Here is an 18379-nt window from a genome sequence, read left to right on the forward strand (position 1 = left end):
CCAGTGTGGCCGACCCGTATCCTGGACGACATGGCCGGTGGGAAGCCCGACAAGGCAGCGAAGAAGGCAGCTCGGCTGGAGAAGCGGGCCGCCTCGAAGGCGCGTCGCCAGCAGATCTGGCAGGCGTTCCAGATGCAGCGCAAGGAGGACAAGGCGCTCATCCCGTGGATGCTCGGCGCCTTCCTGCTCGCCGTCGCGCTGGCCGTCGGCATCGGCGCGATCTTCGGCATCTGGCTGATCCTGCTGCCCATCGGCATCGCGCTCGGCCTGCTCGCGGCCGTCAGCATCTTCGGGCGCCGCGTGCAGCGCAACGTCTACACCAAGGCCGACGGGCAGCCGGGCGCCGCGGGCTGGGCGCTCGACAACCTGCGCGGCCAGTGGCGCGTCACCCAGGGCGTCGCCGGCACCACCCACCTCGACGCCGTGCACCGCGTCATCGGCCGCCCGGGCGTCATCCTCGTCGCCGAGGGCGCCCCGCACCGCGTCAAGGGCCTGCTGGCCCAGGAGAAGAAGCGCATCGCGCGCGTCGCGGGCCAGACCCCGATCTACGACGTCGTCGTCGGCAACGAGGACGGGCAGGTCCCGCTCAAGGGCCTGCAGCGCCACCTTATGAAGCTGCCGCGCAACATCACCGTCAAGGAGATGGAGACGATCGAGGCCCGCCTCGCCGCGCTCGGCTCCCGCGCCGCCGCGCTGCCCAAGGGCCCGATGCCCGCCGGCGCGAAGATGCGCAGCGTGCAGCGCACCGTTAAGCGCCGCTGATCACTCCCGCAGGGCCCTGATCACTCCCGCAGGGCCCTGATCACTCCCGCAGGGCCCTGATCACTCCCGCAGGGCCACCGCGATCCGCGTGACGAGCTCGTCGGGAGCGGCCGTCGACGGGTCGGTCAGGTACGTCTCGCTCACCGGCCCGACGGCCTCGTGCCCCCGCTCGCGCACGTGCTCGAGCAGCGCGGAGTAGGCCAGCGGCAGCTCCGGGTACGGCCCGACGTGCAGCGTCGTGGCCCACGGCCCGCCGGGCAGCACCACGTCGGGCGCCTCCGACGGGAGACCGGCGGTCACCGGGAACTCGTCGACGAGGTCGAGCGGGAACACGGCGACGAGCGGCCCCCGCGCGGTCGTCGCCGCGAGCGCGCGGCGGCACAGCGCGCCGGTGTCCTCGTCCAGCGCCGCCGCCCGCACCGGCCCGGTGACGCCGGCGAGCCCCTGCGGCGCCCGGTCGGCGACGGCGACGGCGTAGCGCACGCGCTCGGGGCGCCGCAGCAGCCCGTCGAGGCTGCGCAGCACCTCCTCGCGGCGGGCGAGCTCGTGGCGCAGCCGGGCGCGCTCGCGCGACAGGACGGTCGTCACCGCGTCGCCGTCGGGGGCGTCGAGCACCTCCCGGACGACGGCCAGCGGCACGTCCAGACCGCGCAGCAGCGCGATCGTCGTGGCCGTGCGCACCTGGTCGGCGCGGTAGTAGCGGTAGCCCGACCGCGCGTCGACGTGCGCGGGCACGAGCAGCCCCTCGGCGTCGTAGTGGCGCACGGCCTTGACCGTCAGGCGGGCGAGGCGCGCGAACGCGCCGATCGGCATCAGCCCGTCCACACCGGCACCCGCAGGACCGTGCGCAGCTCGCCGGGCGCCGTCGTGCCCGGGTCGGTCAGGTAGACCTCGGTGTGCGGGCCGGCCGGCCGCAGGCCCTGCTCCGCGACGAACGCGTAGAGCGCGTCGAGCGAGGGCTGCTCGTCGTCGTAGGGGCCGCGGTGCACGAGCCGCGCCACCGGTTGCTCCGGGTGCGCGCGCAGCACGACGGGGGCCCCGAACCGGGCGGCCGCGGTGGTCACGGCGTCGGCGGTGCGGTCGTCCGGGGCGGGCACGGCGAGGGTCCAGTGCCAGCCGTGCGGGGCGCCGAGGTCGAACCGCAGGGGGTCGCCGTCCTGCGCGTACGTGCCCTCCAGCGGTACGTCGTCGCGGGCGCCGAGGGCGGCGCGGACGGCGAACAGGGCGCGGACCGCCTTCGTGAACGGTGCGTCCTCCGGCGCCCCCCTCCCGTCGACGGCGAGCAGGGCGCGGGCGGGGACCGTGGACAGGGCGGGGGCGAGGGTCGTGTGCGTCATGGGAGCCACGGTCATGGCTCCTGCACGGGGAGGGTCAAGCCCGCTCCTCGCCGGCGCTCGTCGCGAACTCGACCCAGGGTGCTGCGCCTGATGTCGACCTCGCAAGCTCGGTCAAGCGCGCGTACGGACCACGACCGTGCGCGCCGCGCGGTCGTGCCAGCCCCGGCCGTCGGCGTCGCGCACCAGCGGGGGCACGAGCAGGGCGATCAGCGCGGTCCGCAGCAGCGCCCGCGGCACCCCGATGACGGGCTCGGCCCCGACCGACGCGACCCGGATCCCGAGCGCCGTCATCCCGGCGCTGGAGCCGAACACCGCGACCGGCACGGCCGTCAGCAGGAACCACACCCCGAGCACCGCGAACGGCGACGTGCCCACGTCGGCGCCGAGGAACAGCGCCGCGATGCCGTAGCCGATGAGCCAGTCGACGGTGAGCGCGGCGAGCCGACGACCGAAGCCGGCGACCGCGCTGACCCCCTGCGCCGGCAGCCCGAGCCGCTCGCCCGGGTAGGCGCCGCCGGGGGCCTCGGGGCCGGAGCCGGGCATCCACGTGTCGATCCATCGGGGCATGTCACCAGGGTAGGGGGTCATGGTGTGACCCCGCCGACGGTCGATCCCGTTAACCTCTGTGAAACCGGCGAGTGACCGCCGGGCAACACCGTCGCCCTAGCGTCGCCGCAACCCGAGAACCGTTCGAAGGAGTCAATGAGGGTGTTCAGCAACTCCGAAGAGGTCCTGAAGTTCATCAGTGACGAGAAGGTCGAGTACGTCGACATCCGCTTCTGCGACCTTCCCGGCGTGATGCAGCACCTCACTGTGCCCGCGACCGCCTTCGACCAGGACTTCATCGACGGCGGCATCGCCTTCGACGGATCGTCCGTCCGTGGCTTCCAGGCCATCAACGAGTCCGACATGGCACTGTTCCCGGACCCGGCGACGGCGCGCCTCGACCCGTTCCGCAAGCACAAGACGCTCAACATGAACTTCTTCGTGCACGACCCGATCACGGGCGAGCCCTACAGCCGCGACCCGCGGAACGTGGCGCGCAAGGCCGAGGAGTACCTGGCCGCGTCGGGCGTCGCCGACACCTGCTTCTTCGGCGCCGAGGCGGAGTTCTACATCTTCGACTCCGTCAAGTTCGGGTCCGACCCGCACCAGCAGTACCACCACATCGACTCGGTCGAGGGCTGGTGGAACACCGGCCGCGACGAGGTCGGCGGCAACCTCGGCTACAAGGTCCCCTTCAAGGGCGGCTACTTCCCCGTCCCGCCGGTCGACCACTACGCCGACCTGCGCGACGACATGGCCACCAACCTGATCAACGCCGGCTTCGTGCTCGAGCGCGGTCACCACGAGGTGGGCACCGCGGGCCAGGCGGAGATCAACTACAAGTTCAACACGCTGCTGCACTCGGCCGACGACGTGATGCTGTTCAAGTACATCATCAAGAACACGGCCTGGCACGCGGGCAAGACCGTCACCTTCATGCCGAAGCCGATCTTCGGTGACAACGGCTCGGGGATGCACGCCCACCAGTCGCTGTGGAAGGACGGCCAGCCGCTGTTCCACGACGAGTCCGGCTACGGCGGCCTGTCCGACATGGCCCGCTACTACATCGGCGGCCTGCTGCACCACGCGCCGAGCCTGCTGGCCTTCACCAACCCGACGGTGAACTCGTTCCACCGCCTGGTGCCCGGCTTCGAGGCCCCGGTCAACCTCGTCTACTCGGCGCGCAACCGCTCCGCCTGCATCCGCATCCCACTGACGGGCAACAACCCCAAGGCCAAGCGCCTGGAGTTCCGCTGCCCCGACTCGTCGGGCAACCCGTACCTGGCGTTCTCGGCGATGATGATGGCCGGCATGGACGGCATCAAGAACAAGATCGAGCCGGCCGCGCCCGTCGACAAGGACCTCTACGAGCTCCCGCCCGAGGAGGCCAAGGACATCGCCCAGGTGCCCACGAGCCTCGACGCGGTGCTCGACCGGCTGGAGGTCGACCACGACTACCTGCTCGAGGGTGGCGTCTTCACCCCCGACCTGATCGAGACGTGGATCAGCTACAAGCGGGACACCGAGATCACCCCGCTGCGCCTGCGCCCGCACCCGTACGAGTTCGCGCTGTACTACGACGTCTGATTCAGGCGTTTTTCTGACCTCGCGGTCAGGCTCGAAACGGCGGTTGACCAGGCACAACGTCTCTCGACGCTTGCCAGTGTCAACCGCCGTTTTTCGTGCTCGTGCGCCCCAAATGCGCCCCAAACGAAGATCATCTCTCGACCTCTTGCAGCGCTGTGACCTGCATGCTCAGGGCAATGAACCGGACGGGTCAACCGGCCCTGATCATCCCCGTGCGCCCCAAACAGCTCGATGATCTTCAAAATGTCCGGTTTGACGAACGAATCGTCAGATCGGGGTCTCGAACGGCCATCTGGGGCGTGCACGACCGGTTTGTCGATCCCCCACAACCGGTACGGCCCGACCACGAGCTGACCACGTCCCCGCCACACCTCGGACCACACCGAGCTACGACGCAGCCACGCCTCGACCGATCGCCCGCCGCAGCGTTGACAGGCATCGCGATCCCTCGATCGGAGGCCTGCCGTGGACGACCAGCCCGAACCGCTCTGGGGCACCCCCGAGGTGGCGCGCTACCTCCAGATCCCCGTCGCCACGCTCTACCAGTGGCGCCACCACCGCTACGGCCCGCCCGGGCGCCGGGTAGGGCGCTACGTCCGCTACGACCCCGACGAGGTCCGGCGCTGGTTCACCGAGCAGTCCGACGGCGCCGCCTGACCGTGGCCCACGTCAACGACGCCTGGTACGTCGAACGACGCCAGCCCGACGGCACCACCCGCCGGCAGAAGACGCCCCGGCACGGGCTGGGCAAGCGGTGGATCGTGCGCTGGCGCGACCACGCCGGCGAGGACCGCAAGCAGTTCTTCGACAAGAAGACCGACGCCGAGCAGGCCGCCGCCCGCCTCGACACCGAGCTCGCCCGCCGCACCTACATCGACCCCCGCGCCGGGGAGATCGCGTTCCGCGACTACGCCGAGCAGTGGCGCCTGGGCCAGTTCGCCGACCCCAACACCGCCTACCAGGTCCGCGCCCGGCTGCGGCTGCACGTCTACCCCAAACTCGGGAACCTCGCGATGCAGGTCATCACGCCCTCCCACATCCGCAGCTGGCTGCGCGGCCTCACCGTCTCCCTCAGCTACCAGCGCACCCTGTTCGCGAACGTCTCCCAGGTCTTCACCGCCGCGATCGCCGACGACATCCTCACCAAGAACCCCTGCGTCAACCGCACGGTGCGCAAGCCCGTCGCCGACCCCCAGCAGATCGTGCCGTGGACCGCCCGGCAGGTCACCGACGTCCACCGCGCCCTGCCCGACCGCTACGCCATCCTCGCGCTCCTCGCCGCCGGCACCGGCCTGCGCCAGGGCGAGATCCTCGCCCTCTCCGCCTCTGACGTCGACCTCGAACGGCGCAGCATCCAGGTCCAGCGCCAGATCAAGCTCACCCCCGGCAACCAGCCCTACTTCGCCCTGCCCAAGGGCCGCAAGGTCCGCACCGTCCCCCTGCCCGACTCCGTCCGCGACGCACTCACCGAACACCTCGCCCGGTTCCCCGCCCGCGCGGTCACCCTCGGCTGGGACAGGACCGACGGCAAGCCCACCACCGCCGACCTGATCCTCACCACCCGCGAGCGCAAGCCGGTCAACCGGCACTACTTCAACGCCAAGATCTGGAAGCCCGCCCTCACCGCCGCCGACATCCCACCCACCCGCGAGAACGGCTGCCACGCCCTGCGCCACTACTACGCCAGCGTCCTGCTCGACGGCGGCGAATCGATCAGGACCGTCAGCGAGCGCCTCGGCCACGCCGACCCCGGGTTCACCCTGCGCACCTACACCCACCTGCTCCCCCAGAGCGAGACGCGCACCCGCGACATCATCGACACCGCCCTCCGCGCCCTCCCCCCGCGCACCACCCCGACACCCGGCACCAGCGCCGCCCCGCGGCACCTGTCCGGGCCGACGAGAGCGCGCCGCTCCCCCGGTCAGTTCGGGCCGCAGCGCTGACCCTCACCCCTGCTCGGGCAGAGGAATCGATGCGGGAACCACGCACCGACCACGTGCCCGATGCGGACGTGATGGGTGAAACACCGCGATCGAGGAGCGCGATGGCAGGGGGACGGACGACCACGATCCGTCGCACGAGGGGGACGGACAGCATGGCGATCTTCGGTGGACGACGACGGGCCGCAGACCTGGAGGTGGAGCTCGCCCGGGCCCACACCATGCTGGCCGAGCTCGGGGCGCTCGACCACGTCGAGTGGGCCGCCCGCCGCCAGGCCGCCGAGCAGCAGCTCGCGCAGGTCCTCGCCGAGGAGCACGCCGCCCGCCGTCGTATCGCCGGCGCCGAGCTGGAGCTGGGGCAGCTCCGCTCGCTGCTGCTCGAGACCCGCGACCAGGAACTGCTGCAGTCCGCCGGGGTCTACGAGTTCACCCACCCGCTGGAGAACTCCGTCGCCTACAAGGACCGGCTGCAGAGCCTGCGCGCCGACATCAAGGCCGAGGTCACCGCCCGGCGCGCGGTCAGCGGCAGCGTCGACTGGCAGGTCAACGGGTCCCGCCAGCAGGGCGCGAAGATGGTCAAGGACTTCTCCACGCTCATGCTGCGCGCCTACAACGCCGAGGCCGACAACTGCGTGCGCACCGTCCGCCCGCACACCCTGGCCAGCGTCTGCCAGCGCCTGGACAAGACCCAGCGCACCATCGCCAAGCTCGGCGCCACCATGTCCATCGCCGTCAGCAGGCGCTACCACGCGCTGCGGACGATGGAGATCGAGCTGACCGCCGACCACCTCGCCATGGTCGAGGCCGAACGCGAGCGCATCCGCGCCGAGAAGGAAGCCGCCCGCGAGGAGGAACGCGCCCGCCGCGAGTTCGAGCGGCAGCGCGAGAAGCTGCTCAAGGAGCAGGCCCACTACCGCACCGCCTACGACCGCCTGCTCGCCCTGCCCTCGGCCGACCCCGCCGCCGTCACCGAGCTGCGGGCCCAGCTCGAACGGCTCGGCACCGACATCGCCGCCGTCGAGGCCCGCGCGGCGAACACCCGGGCCGGCTACGTCTACGTCATCAGCAACATCGGCTCGTTCGGCGACCACGTGGTCAAGATCGGCATGACCCGCCGTCTGGACCCCATGGACCGCGTCCGCGAGCTCGGCGACGCCTCCGTCCCGTTCCGCTTCGACGTCCACGCCCTCGTCTTCAGCGACGACGCCGTCGGCCTCGAAGGACGCCTGCACGCCGACCTCGCCGAGCGCCGCCTGAACAAGGTCAACCAGCACCGCGAGTTCTTCCGCACCACCCCCGCCGAGGTCCGTGACCTCCTCACCCGCGCCGCCGGCAGCCACCTGCTCGAGTACACGGAAACCGTCGACGCCCTGGAGTGGCGCGCAAGCGGCGCGACCTCGACCGCCGCACCCGCCCCGCCGACGCCCACCCCACCGCCCCCCGGCCACCGCGCCCGAGCCCCCGGCAGCACCCGCGCCCGCTGCGGACCACGACGGCCCGGCCCTGCGCCCCGACGAGCGGGTCGCGCTGACCGCGACGCACCTGCGGCTCGTGCTGCGCACCGACGACGACACCGAGGCCGACCCGATCGCGTTCCTGCTCACCCATGCCGGCGAGGTCCGCACCGATGCCGACATGGTGTTCTACGGCCAGCCCGACCACGGCAGCGGCGCGGTCACCCTCGCCGCCGACGAGACCGGCGCCGCGACCACGCTGCATCTGACCCCGCGCAAGATCCCCGCCGACGTCACCGAGGTCCTCGTCGTCGCTCAGCTCCCCGCCGACCACAGCGATCCCGGATCGGCGCACGTGATCGACCTCGACACCGGTCAACCCCTCGGCCACCTCGCCCTGCCTGCCACCGGCCCCACCGGCCTGCTCCAGCTCGCCGCCCTGCAGCGCAGCGACGGCCAGTGGCACCTCCAGATGGCAGCGGCCGTCGTCGATCACGACCTCGCGGCCCTCGCCGCCGCAGCCGGGGTCTCGGTCGACTGAGCTACGGAACGCCCCCGTTCCGCACCGACCACGGCCGGACCACGTCAGAAGGGTCCCTTCTGACATATCTCGCTCTGCCCTTGATGCTGCCTCCGCCGCTAACGGCTGCGGCGTTCCGAACGACACTCAGGCAACCGCGCACGCCCGTCGTCCCCGGAGTGTCCTGTGACCGAGATGTTCGGGCGGTACCGGTTGGAGTCGCTGCTCGGGCGAGGCGGGATGGGCGAGGTCCATCGGGCGTTCGACACCGAGGCCGAGCGGATGGTCGCGCTCAAGCGGCTTCCTGCACGCTTGGCGGCCGACGAGGAGTTCGTGGCCCGCTTCCGGTCGGAGTGCGCGTTGGCCTCGAGCCTGACTCATCCGCACGTGGTTCCCGTGCACCGCTACGGGGAGATCGAGGGCCGTCTGTACCTGGACATGATGCTGATCGACGGGCAGGACCTGGCAGCCGTCCTCGCCGAGCACGGTCCCCTGCAACCGGCGCGCGCCGTTGCAGTCGTCGAACAGGTTGCCGCCGCGCTCGACGCCGCCCACCGACTCGGACTCGTGCACCGCGACGTCAAGCCGAGCAACGTGCTCGTCGCACGGTCCGACGGCGCAGCCTTCGTGGCCGATTTCGGCATCGCCCGCGCGGTGAGCGGCGGTTCGACGTCCCAGACATCGACCGGCGCCGTGGTCGGGTCATTGGCCTACATGGCTCCAGAGCGGTTCACCAGCGGCCACGGCGACCACCGCGTCGACGTGTACTCCGCGGGCTGTCTGCTCTACGAGATGCTGACCGGGCGAGCCCCTTTCGCCGGCGAGGGGTTGCCGGCGATGATCCACGCCCACCTCAACTCCCCACCGCCGCGCCCGTCCGACGTGGTCGGCGTTCCCGTCGCGCTCGACCACGTGGTCGCTCGAGCCCTGGCCAAGGATCCCGACCAGCGGTACACCTCCGCCGGCGGCCTCGCCGTCGACGCCCGGGCCGCGCTCCGCGGCGATCTGCCGGGGCCCGCGGCGCCGCACCCCAACCCGACCGCCGCCGCCCCGCGACGGCGGGTGCGCCCCTCGGTGGCCGTACCTCTCGCAGTGGCAGCCGTCCTCGCTGTCCTCGGCCTCGCCACGACCGCCATCCGCACCGGTCCGGCCACCGATGCCTCAGCCGCTCCGCCGCGATCGGCACCGACGGACTCTGGGGCGACGACGAGTCCTCCCGGCGCAGGCCCCGCCACCCGCCAGGTGGATGCCCCGACCGGTGGTCAGGGCGACGGCGGCGCGGCAACAGCACCCGGCACCGCGAGCACACGGCCACCCGTCGGGCCGCCACCGCCCGACGCCGGGGTGGTCGTTCCGACGACGATCGTTGCGACGGCCTCCAGGTCCGAGGACCGCCCGCCACCCCCACCACCACCGCCTCCGCCTCCGCCACCACAGCCGCCCCGGATCCTGGGGCAGTCGACGGAGGTCCAGGGCGATCTCGTCTACCTCTCCGTTTCCTACAGCGACGACGACGGTGATGCCGTGGGCTTCGGATTCCGCGGAGTCAACGGGTCAGGCTGGGGACAGGAGACCCATTCGTTCGACGCCCCCTCCTACGGGCGCGCCTCCCCGGGGCAGATCTCCTACCCGTTCAACCACGCCTGCACCCAGGCCCCGTCGCGCGAGTCCGACATCGAGTTCTGGATCGTCGACAGCGGAGACCGGCGCGACTCCGTCACCGTCCACCTGACCTGCTCCTGAGGATCCCCATGACAGACACCGTCTCGCCCACCCGGACCGTCTACGTCCGCGACTGCCGCCACTGCAGGACCGAGATGGAACACGGCTACACCAGCACCTGCCCGGACTGCGGTTGGCGCATGGGACTCAAGCCCGTGGCCGAGAGCCACAACGACGACGGGAACCTGGCCACCCTGTTCGTCGCCGAGCAGCCCGGCCGGTACAGCCGGATCTCGCTGATCACGGCCACCCTCGCCGCCGTCATCCTCCTGGCGGTCGGAGCACAGGCGAGTGTCGGCCTGACACTCCTGGGAGTCGCCGCGCTCGTCGTCCTCGCGGTCGTCTGGCGCGAGACGCGGTTCGGACGGGTGATCTACGGTCTGACTCCGGGGATGCGCGCTCTCACGAGGGTCGTCCTCGCCGTCGGCACCGTCCTGGTGTTCTGCACCGTGATCGGCATCGTCATCGGCTGGAAGGGCGGCGACCGTCTGATGGGCCGCTGAGCAGGGCCGACCGCCCGACTTCGCCACAGCGGTGCCGACCACGGAACGGCCACGAATTGACCACGCTCGCCGATCGATCGACCGGGCGCTCCTGAGCCTGACGATCAGCGCCCGAGAACGCTCGACAGCGTGGCTTGCAGGTTCGCGACGTCGGCTCCGGTCGTCACCCGCCAGGCGATGTGGTTGTCCGCCCGCACGAGCAGGGCCCCGTCCTCGGCGAAATCACTGAGCTGCGCCCGGGCGGCCGAGGGGTCGGAGTACTCGGCGTCGGCACCGATGCGCACGACCGTCACCGAACACCGGCCGAACGAGGCGATGTCACTGCATCGTGTCGACGGCGCCGAGGTCGATTACCGTTTGAATGTGACGCACGCCGCGAACTGATCGGAGCTCGAGCCCATGCTCTACCCCGCCTACGAACTGCATCGGCGACTCACCGAGCCGGCCCGGATCTCGTCCGCGCTGCTCCACCGCACCCTGTCCGGCCTGCCCGCGCCGCTCGCGGAGCTCCGCGGGACCCGCCGGCTCAAGGCCCTCAGTGAGATACTCGTGCAGTCGCGGCCCACCCACGTCCGTCCGGACTGGGGGATCGACTCGGTCTCGATCGCGGGCGACGAGGTCGAGGTCTCCGTCCGACCGGTGCTGCGGACGCCGTTCGCCACCCTGCTGAACTTCACCACACCGGGGATCAGCGGGCGGACGCCGATGCTGCTCGTGGGCCCGATCTCGGGGCACTTCGCCACGCTGCTGCGCCCCACGGTCCGCACCCTGCTGGCCGACCACGACGTCTACGTCCTGGACTGGCACAACGCCCGGGACATCCCGGCGGACGAGGGCCGGTTCGGGCTCGACGAGTACATCGACCACGTGCTGGCCGCCATGCGCCACCTCGGTCCGGACCACCACGCCCTCGCGGTCTGCCAGCCGGCGCCGCTGGTCCTCGCCGCTGTGGCCGTACTGGCGTCCGCGGACGACCCCGCCCAGCCACGCAGCGTGACGCTGATGGCGGGACCGATCGACACCCGGGTCAACCCGAACAAGATCAATGAGCTCGCGGACCGCCGTCCCCTGTCCTTCTACGAGCGGTTCCTGGTCTCGCGGGTCCCCCGCCAGTACCCGGGGGCCGGGAGGCGCGTCTACCCGGGACTGGCCCAGTTGACCGCGTTCATGTCGATGAACATCCGGCGGCACCTGGGCTCGCACGTGGAGCTCTACCGAGCGCTGGTCGCGGGCGACGGGGCGACCGCCGCGCGGATCCGCGACTTCTACGACGAGTACGGGGCGGTCATGGACGTCCCGGCCGAGTTCTACCTGGAGACGCTGCAGCGCGTCTTCATGGAGCACGACCTACCGCGCGGCGCGTTCACCTGGCGCGGACAACCGGTCGACCTCTCCGTCATCAGCAGAACCGCGCTGCTCACCGTCGAGGGGGCCGAGGACGACATGTGCTCGCCCGGGCAGACCGCAGCAGCCCACGACCTGTGCACCGGGATCCCCGCCGGGGACCACCGTCAGCACTTGCAGCCGGGCGTCGGGCACTACGGGTGTTCGCGGGCTCACGCTGGGAGTCCGAGATCTACCCGGTCATCCGCGACTTCGTCGCGGCCCGGTCTGCCACCCGCACAGCGTCCTAGTCGATCGTCCACGCATGAGGATGGGAGCCGCATGAGCACAGAGGTCTTCGGCCGCAGCGGCGAGGAGCGGACCACCCCAGCACCGCGGTCGTCGGTGGAGCCCGTTCCGGACGACGAAGCCGATGCCCTCGATGTGGTCGAGGGTGGAGAGGCGGTCGGCATCCCGTCGGTCGCCGGGGTCCTGAAAGGGGTCGCCTCGGCGTTCGCGCAGCCCGGACCCGTCACCCGAGGCGCCGCCCGGCTCGCGCGGGACCTCGTCTCGATCGGGCGCGGCACCGACGACCACACACCCCACCCGAAGGACAAGCGATTCGCCGACCCGGCCTGGTCGACGAACCCGATCTTCCGTCGGCTCGCCCAGAGCTACCTCGCTCTGGGCGCAGAACTGAACCGTCTGGTCGACGAGTACGAGAACGGCTCGGCGGACTGGCACGACGTCGAGCGGGCACGGTTCGCGGTGTCCGCGCTGACCAGCGCGTTGTCGCCGACGAACCAGCTGCCGACGAATCCCGCAGCGTTGAAGCGGGCCTTCGACACCGCGGGGGCGAGTGTCCTGCGAGGGGCCCGCCAGTTCGCCCACGACGTCCGGCACAACGGCGGACTCCCCACACAGACCGACCGCACCGCCTTCACCGTGGGCGAGGATCTGGGTGTCACCCCAGGTGACGTCATCCACCGCGACGAGGTGGCCGAGCTGATCGAGTACCGGCCGAGCACCGCGACCGTCCACGAGCGGCCCCTGCTGATCATCCCGCCGCCGATCGGCCGCTTCTACTTCCTGGACCTGCGGCCCGGACGCAGCTTCGTGGAGTACGCGGTGAGCCGCGGGCTGCGCGTGTTCATGCTCAGCTGGCGCAACCCCACCGCAGAGCAGGCGGACTGGGACATCGACACCTACGCCCGCCGGATCCTGAGCGCCGTCGACATCGTCAAGGACGTGGCGGGCGTCGAGGACGTCAACAGCCTCGGGTTCTGCGCCGGGGGCATTCTGCAGACCGCCGTCCTGGGCCACCTCGCCGCGAAGGGCGAGCACGGCATCCACGCCGCGTCCTACGGCGTCACCCTGCTGGACTTCGGCGTACGCGCCCCGATCGGGGCCTTCTCCGCCCCGCAGGCGCTGGAGATGGCCCGCGCGGACTCGCGGCGCAAGGGGGTCATCACGGCGCAGTCGCTGGCCACCGTGTTCAGCTGGATGCGGCCCGACGACCTTATTTTCAACTACGTCGTCAACAACTGGCTGATGGGCGAGCGTCCCCCGGTCTTCGACATCCTGGCCTGGAACGCGGACGGGACGAACCTGCCCGCGGCGCTGCACTCCCAGTTCCTCGACATCTTCCGATCCAACACCCTCGCGGAGGACCGGCTCGAGGTACTGGGCACGCCGATCGAGCTCGGCGAGATCACGGCCCCGGTGTTCGTCACGGGCGCGCTGAACGACCACCTCACTCCCTGGACCGGCTGCTACCGGACCACCGAGCTGGTGGGCGGACCGAGCACGTTCGTCCTGAGCAACGCCGGCCACATCGCCAGCCTGGTCAACCCACCTGGGAACCCGAAGGCGAGCTACTTCATCGGAGGAGACTCTTCTGACGGTCCCGAGCAGTGGCGTGCCACCGCGGAGAAGCGCCAGGGCACGTGGTGGGAGGCGTGGGCCGACTGGGTCGTGGGAAGGTCAGGCGACGAACGACCGGCACCCACCTCGGGAGGCGACGCCCATCATCCGCCGCTGGAGCCGGCGCCGGGCTCCTACGTCGTGGACCGCATCCCCTCCTCGAGGTGACGCCGCTCGACGCCTGGTCGCCGGCGACCACGGCGTCCAGTACACCTCGATCGACTTCGGCCGCACCCTGCGCACCAGCAGATCACGTCACAGACCGAGGTATCCGGCTGACGGGGGTCGATCACTTCGCGTCAGTAGGCGAGGTCGGACTGCACCGGCCGGTTACGACCGGCCGGTGACGAGCGCCGCCAGCTCGGCCGGGTCGGCGGGCGGGGTGTCGCTGCGCCAGGCGACGTGCAGGTCCGGGCGGAGCAGCAGCAGGTCGGCGCCGTAGGCCTCGCGCAGGTGCGGCTCGGGCAGGTCGAGGACGTCCAACCGCGCTCCGGTCCCCCGGATCCCGGCCTCCAGCTTCTCCGTGTCGGCCGTCGTCCCGGCCAGCCGGAGCAGGGAGTAGCCGTCGCCCAGGAGGTCGTGGACCGAGCGGCCGTCGGCGCAACACAGGTGCGGCAGCCGGAACCCGGGTTCGCTGCGGGGACGGTAGGTGTAGGCGAAGCCGTCGTCGGACGGGTCGGTGGGCCGGTAGCTGATCACCGGGGACCCGAGGTAGCGGTAGCCCAGCTCGATGCCGGTCATCTCGTGGCCCTTGCGCTGGTGCACGTCCGCCAGCTCGCGGACCTGCGCCCGGACCCGGGCGCCCTCCGGCGTGTCCTGCGCGACTTGGTCTGTGGAGGCCGCCCGCCACTGCGCGGTGCCGGTGGCCGCGTACTCCGACGCCTGCACGTTGCGCAGCGCGACCTGGCGGCGGTCGTTCTCGTAGGAGTCGAGCAGCCCCGGCCCGCCCCAGCCCTGCAGGGTACCGGCGAGCTTCCACGCGAGGTCGGTCGCGTCGCCGATGCCGGTGTTCATGCCGAGCCCGCCCTGCGGGATCACCAGGTGCGCGGAGTCGCCGGCGAGCAGGACCCGGCCGTCGCGGTAGCGGTCGGCGACGAGCAGGTGCAGCGTCCAGGAGGTGACGGCCAGGACCTCGACCTCCACGGGGGCGCCGATCTTCTCCCGGATCACGGGCACGAAGTCGGTGTCCTCCGGCAGGCCGGTGTGGAAGGTGAAGTGCCGCTGGTCGCCCTGCACCACCATCGCGGTGCCGATCATCCTGGCGTCGCCGTCGGCGAAGTAGAAGTGCCGGGCCCGCCCCGCGACCGGGACCCGCTCGATGAGGTCGGGCGAGCGGAAGAACACCTGCCGCAGCGTCGCCAGGCCGCCCTTGCCAGAGAGAGCGATGCCGAGGGCCTTGCGGACGGTGCTGGCGCCGCCGTCGCAGCCGACCAGGTACTCCGCCCGCAGCTCCTCCGTGCCGCCGTCGGCGCGGGTCAGCCGGGCGGTCACGCCGTCGGCGTCCTGCGCGAAGGACGCGACGTCGCAGCCGTAGCGCAGGTCGACCGTCGGCTGCTCCTGCGCGACGTCGCGCAGCAGCGGCTCCAGCGCGTACTGCGAGACGAGCTGCTGAGACTCGAGCGGCAGGCTCCCGTCGTGCGTGGCGCGGGCCAGCTCGGCCGCCTCCGCGGGCGACGGGTAGGCCAGGTGCAGGATCGGCTCGTCGACGACGCGGGTGGTGACGTAGACGTCCATCGGCACGTCGGCGGGCAACCCGACCGCGCGGACCCGGTCGGCGATGCCGAGGCGCCGGAACAGCTCCATCGTGCGGGCGTTGCTGCGCTCCATCTTCGGCAGGTCCGCGGGCGCCGCCTTGCGCTCGACGACGGTCACGGGGATGCCGCGGCGGCCGAGGTCGATCGCCAGGGTCAGCCCGACCGGGCCGGCGCCGACGACGATCACGCGGGGCTGGTGGTGGCCTCGCACGCTCACCGCCGGAGGAACGCGGCGACGAGGTCGGTGAACTCCGCGGCCCGCTCGATCTGGGTCCAGTGCCCGCAGCGGGCGAACACGTGGAGGTCGGCGTCGCGCAGGAGGTTGACCATCGTCCAGGACACCTCCGGCGGCACGACCTTGTCCTCGCGCCCGTGCACCAGCAGCGTCGGGGTGGCGATGGCGCGCACCTGCTCCTCGGTGATGCCGAGGTCGTTGCCGGCGTGGCGGGGGTCGAAGAACATCGAGCGGTAGGCGTCGAAGGTCTCGACGCTGGCCTCGTACCGGATCCGGACGAGCTCATCGGTGATGATCGACTTGTCGACCGCGAAGTAGTCGAGCAGCAGCGCCCGCATGTTCTCCGGCGACGGCTCGTACGCCCGCAGCGCCTTGAGGCCGTCGGTGAGCGTCATGCCGACGCCGGGCGAACCCATGAGGACCATCCGCGCCACGCGGTCGGGGTGCCGCTCGGCCAGCGCGAGGGAGATCCGGCCGCCCAGGGAGTTGCCGACGAGCGAGACGCGCTCGAGCCCGAGGGCGTCCATGAACCCCACGACGTGGTCGGTCCAGGTGTCGAGCGAGTAGCGCACGTCATCGGGCCGCGCGGTCGCGCCGTAGCCGACGACGTCGGGGGCGAGTACGCGGTACTCGCGCGACAGGCCCGGGATCGTGTGCTGCCAGTTGGCCCAGGCCGAGACGCCGGGCCCGGAGCCGTGCAGCAGCAGCACGGGATCGCCCGCACCGGCCTCGAGGTAGAAGGTGTCGATCCCGGCGACGTCGACGCGGTGGCCCGCGGACAGGTCGGCGAGGGTGGTCACGGGGTCTCCTGGTGGTAGACGGCGAAGCACTTGTTGGAGTTGAAGACGTCGGTCTCGACCAGCATCGACCAGTCCAGCGCCATGCCCAGCTCGCTCATCGCCCCCATCAGGCAGAACCAGTTGAGCATCTCGTGCTGGCCGGAATCGACGATCTCGGCGCCGGTGACCGCGCGCCAGGTCTCGGTGTCGCCCGCGACGAAGGCGTCGTAGAGGCGGCGGTCGGCGGCGGTGTCGGGCCGCAGGTGCCAGTCCTTGTCGACGAGGAACGCGTGCGACCAGCTCGACGACGCCACGAACGCGACGCGGTCGCCGCTGCCCGCCACCGCACGCGCGACGGCGGCGCCCAGATCGAAGCAGCGGCGCGGACTGGGACCGACGGGGTCGAGCTGCTCGTCGCGGATGTCGGCGAAGCGGGCGAGACCGCCGCGGCGGGCGATCGCGTGCTGGCCGTAGCAGTTCACCGTGATCGGCACGAGCGGGTAGGGGAACTGCGCGCCGGCGTGGTCGTAGTCGAGGAACAGCTGGGTGTTGAGGATGGCGTGCGGGAAGTGCGCGCCGGCCCGCTTGCGGTAGGAGTAGGCCATGTCGAAGCCGTCGTTGATCAGCTTATTGGCCAGCGTCCGCGACCGTCCGGCGTCGCCGTGCAGCGTGATCGAGAAGTCCTCGGGCAGGCCCCACGCGTTGGGGCTGCCGCGCTCGTTCATCACCTCGAACGCGGGCACCTCGAGGTCGTCGTAGGCCAGCACGCAGAACGGCGGCACGACCTCCTCGCGGAAGTTCTCGTACTGGTCGTCGCCCCAGACCACGACGTAGTCGGGGCGGAACTCGTCGAGCTCCTTGCGGCAGCGCGCGAGGTGGTCGACGAGCTCGGCGCGGTGCCGGGTCGCGGCGGAGCGCCCGCCGTCATCACCCCACTCCTGCCGCATCCGGTCGGGCCACGTGGCCGGGTCCTTCAGCTCGTCGGGGATGTCGGGGTCGGTGAGCGTCCAGCGCAGCAGGCCCGCCATGTGCTCGTCGGTGCCCGCCAGCAGCGGGTAGTGGGTCAGCCCGAGCCCGAGGAACTCCGCCATGACCGTCCTCTCCTCCTCCGGCGGCAGCGCCGGGATCGGACTCCACCGTACGCAAACCTGCACACAGGATTCAAGGTTTCTGGTCGTGTCCCGTCGGCGAGCGGGAGGGATCCACGGCCCGGACCAGGTCGTGGCGGTGCAGCGACATCAGCTTGTCCAGCGCCTCGCGGTCGTGGTCGCGGATGGCCGCGGCGATGCCTGCGTGGACCTCGATGTTGTGGGCGTACATCTCCTCGTGGCCGGGCAGCAGCTCCGCGCGCTTGAGGTTGCCGGTGACGATCGCGGCGATCGCCTCGTACATACCGGCCAGCACCGGGATCCGCGCCGCGCGCGCGATCGCCTGGTGGAAGCGCAGGTTGGCCTCCAGGAAGCTGCGCGGTTCGGCGGCGCCGCGCATCTCCTCCACCGCCCACTCCAGGGCGCGGACGTCGGCGGGCCCGGCCCGGTCGACCGCCACCGAGGTCAGCACGTCCTCCAGGTGGGTGCGGGCCTCGAACAGGTCCAGCGGGTCCGGCCCGGACTCGGAGAACCACAGGTCCAGGGCGCCGAGGCGGACCTGCGGGGGCTGGCTGGCCACGAACACCCCGCCGCCGGGACCCGGGCGCACGACGACCAGGCCGCGGTCGCGCAGGATCCGCAGGACCTCGTTCATGATCATGGGGCTGACCTGGTGGTGCTCCATCAGGTCGGTGCGCCTGCCCAGGGACGTGCCCACCGGCGTGCGGTTCGCGAGCAGCTCGTTCTCGATGGCCGCGGCCACCTGCTGGGCGCGTGACGGGGTGGTGCCCTCGCGCGGCATGGGTCCTCCGAGGTCGGAACGGCGAAGATCGTGGAGCCAGGATAGTGCATCATTCCTTGAAACGTGTGTGCACGATCGCTACCGTGGCCGCATCAGCCCCGGAC

The 18379-nt window shown here is 71.5% G+C and carries 16 protein-coding genes and 1 pseudogene; 9 read left to right on the plus strand and 8 right to left on the minus strand.

Annotated elements, in window-relative coordinates; translation table 11 throughout:
* Positions 1-30: 30 nt before the first annotated feature.
* On the plus strand, positions 31-762 hold the full coding sequence (locus tag HOP40_RS30715; RefSeq protein ID WP_172165718.1) for a DUF4191 domain-containing protein: 732 nt from the start codon (positions 31-33) through the stop codon (positions 760-762).
* Positions 763-822: 60 nt separating this feature from the next.
* On the opposite strand, the gene HOP40_RS30720 is transcribed toward HOP40_RS30715, so the two are convergent.
* The 3 genes from HOP40_RS30720 to HOP40_RS30730 form a co-directional block, all read right to left on the minus strand.
* A complete protein-coding gene (locus HOP40_RS30720; protein ID WP_172165721.1) occupies positions 823-1587 on the minus strand; it encodes a MerR family transcriptional regulator in 765 nt (254 codons plus the stop codon).
* Entirely contained in the window at positions 1575-2099 is a 525-nt protein-coding gene (locus tag HOP40_RS30725; protein WP_172165742.1) for a GyrI-like domain-containing protein, read from the minus strand. Before HOP40_RS30725 ends, HOP40_RS30720 begins: the two co-directional genes overlap by 13 nt.
* 111 nt (positions 2100-2210) lie before the next feature.
* On the minus strand, positions 2211-2666 hold the full coding sequence (locus HOP40_RS30730; RefSeq protein ID WP_172165744.1) for an RDD family protein: 456 nt from the start codon (positions 2664-2666) through the stop codon (positions 2211-2213).
* Positions 2667-2801: 135 nt separating this feature from the next.
* Between HOP40_RS30730 and glnA the strand changes: the two genes are divergently transcribed.
* The 7 genes and pseudogenes from glnA (at position 2802) to HOP40_RS30765 (ending at position 10371) form a co-directional block, all read left to right on the plus strand.
* A complete protein-coding gene (glnA, locus tag HOP40_RS30735; RefSeq protein WP_240157373.1) occupies positions 2802-4232 on the plus strand; it encodes a type I glutamate--ammonia ligase in 1431 nt (476 codons plus the stop codon).
* Positions 4233-4697: 465 nt separating this feature from the next.
* The gene (locus tag HOP40_RS30740) at positions 4698-4889 is read left to right on the plus strand and encodes a helix-turn-helix transcriptional regulator (protein WP_172165748.1); all 192 of its coding nucleotides are present in this window, start codon (positions 4698-4700) and stop codon (positions 4887-4889) included.
* A 2-nt stretch (positions 4890-4891) separates the two neighbouring features.
* Positions 4892-6175 (plus strand): tyrosine-type recombinase/integrase, encoded by a 1284-nt coding sequence (locus HOP40_RS30745; RefSeq protein WP_172165749.1) that lies wholly within the window; start codon positions 4892-4894, stop codon positions 6173-6175.
* A gap of 218 nt (positions 6176-6393) precedes the next feature.
* Positions 6394-7437: pseudogene (locus tag HOP40_RS36930) on the plus strand (SNIPE associated domain-containing protein); the annotation flags it as partial.
* 286 nt (positions 7438-7723) lie between these two features.
* Entirely contained in the window at positions 7724-8167 is a 444-nt protein-coding gene (locus HOP40_RS30755; RefSeq protein ID WP_172165751.1) for a TerD family protein, read from the plus strand.
* 174 nt (positions 8168-8341) lie between these two features.
* The gene (locus HOP40_RS30760) at positions 8342-9889 is read left to right on the plus strand and encodes a serine/threonine-protein kinase (protein WP_275691377.1); all 1548 of its coding nucleotides are present in this window, start codon (positions 8342-8344) and stop codon (positions 9887-9889) included.
* 8 nt (positions 9890-9897) lie between these two features.
* Entirely contained in the window at positions 9898-10371 is a 474-nt protein-coding gene (locus HOP40_RS30765; RefSeq protein ID WP_172165755.1) for a hypothetical protein, read from the plus strand.
* 104 nt (positions 10372-10475) lie between these two features.
* Here HOP40_RS30765 and HOP40_RS30770 read toward each other — a convergent pair whose 3' ends face one another.
* On the minus strand, positions 10476-10655 hold the full coding sequence (locus HOP40_RS30770; RefSeq protein ID WP_172165757.1) for an aromatic-ring hydroxylase C-terminal domain-containing protein: 180 nt from the start codon (positions 10653-10655) through the stop codon (positions 10476-10478).
* Between the two features lie 115 nt (positions 10656-10770).
* On the opposite strand from HOP40_RS30770, the gene phaZ reads away from it, so the two are divergent.
* Complete coding sequence (gene phaZ, locus HOP40_RS35645; RefSeq protein WP_205346977.1) at positions 10771-13785, plus strand: polyhydroxyalkanoate depolymerase; 3015 nt, start codon at positions 10771-10773, stop codon at positions 13783-13785.
* Between the two features lie 162 nt (positions 13786-13947).
* Here phaZ and HOP40_RS30785 read toward each other — a convergent pair whose 3' ends face one another.
* The 4 genes from HOP40_RS30785 to HOP40_RS30800 all read right to left on the minus strand — a co-directional run bounded on the left by HOP40_RS30785 (position 13948) and on the right by HOP40_RS30800 (position 18275).
* Entirely contained in the window at positions 13948-15588 is a 1641-nt protein-coding gene (locus HOP40_RS30785) for an FAD-dependent monooxygenase (protein ID WP_205346978.1), read from the minus strand.
* Entirely contained in the window at positions 15585-16406 is an 822-nt protein-coding gene (locus tag HOP40_RS30790) for an alpha/beta fold hydrolase (protein WP_172165778.1), read from the minus strand. The genes HOP40_RS30785 and HOP40_RS30790 overlap by 4 nt, the downstream gene beginning before the upstream one ends.
* A complete protein-coding gene (locus HOP40_RS30795) occupies positions 16403-17476 on the minus strand; it encodes a DODA-type extradiol aromatic ring-opening family dioxygenase (protein WP_172165781.1) in 1074 nt (357 codons plus the stop codon). The genes HOP40_RS30790 and HOP40_RS30795 overlap by 4 nt, the downstream gene beginning before the upstream one ends.
* A 70-nt stretch (positions 17477-17546) precedes the next feature.
* Positions 17547-18275, minus strand: a complete 729-nt coding sequence (locus HOP40_RS30800) for a FadR/GntR family transcriptional regulator (RefSeq protein WP_172165784.1) — start codon at positions 18273-18275, stop codon at positions 17547-17549.
* Positions 18276-18379: the final 104 nt, after the last annotated feature.

The organism is Pseudonocardia broussonetiae, from assembly GCF_013155125.1.
GTDB classification, from domain to species: Bacteria; Actinomycetota; Actinomycetes; order Mycobacteriales; family Pseudonocardiaceae; genus Pseudonocardia; species Pseudonocardia broussonetiae.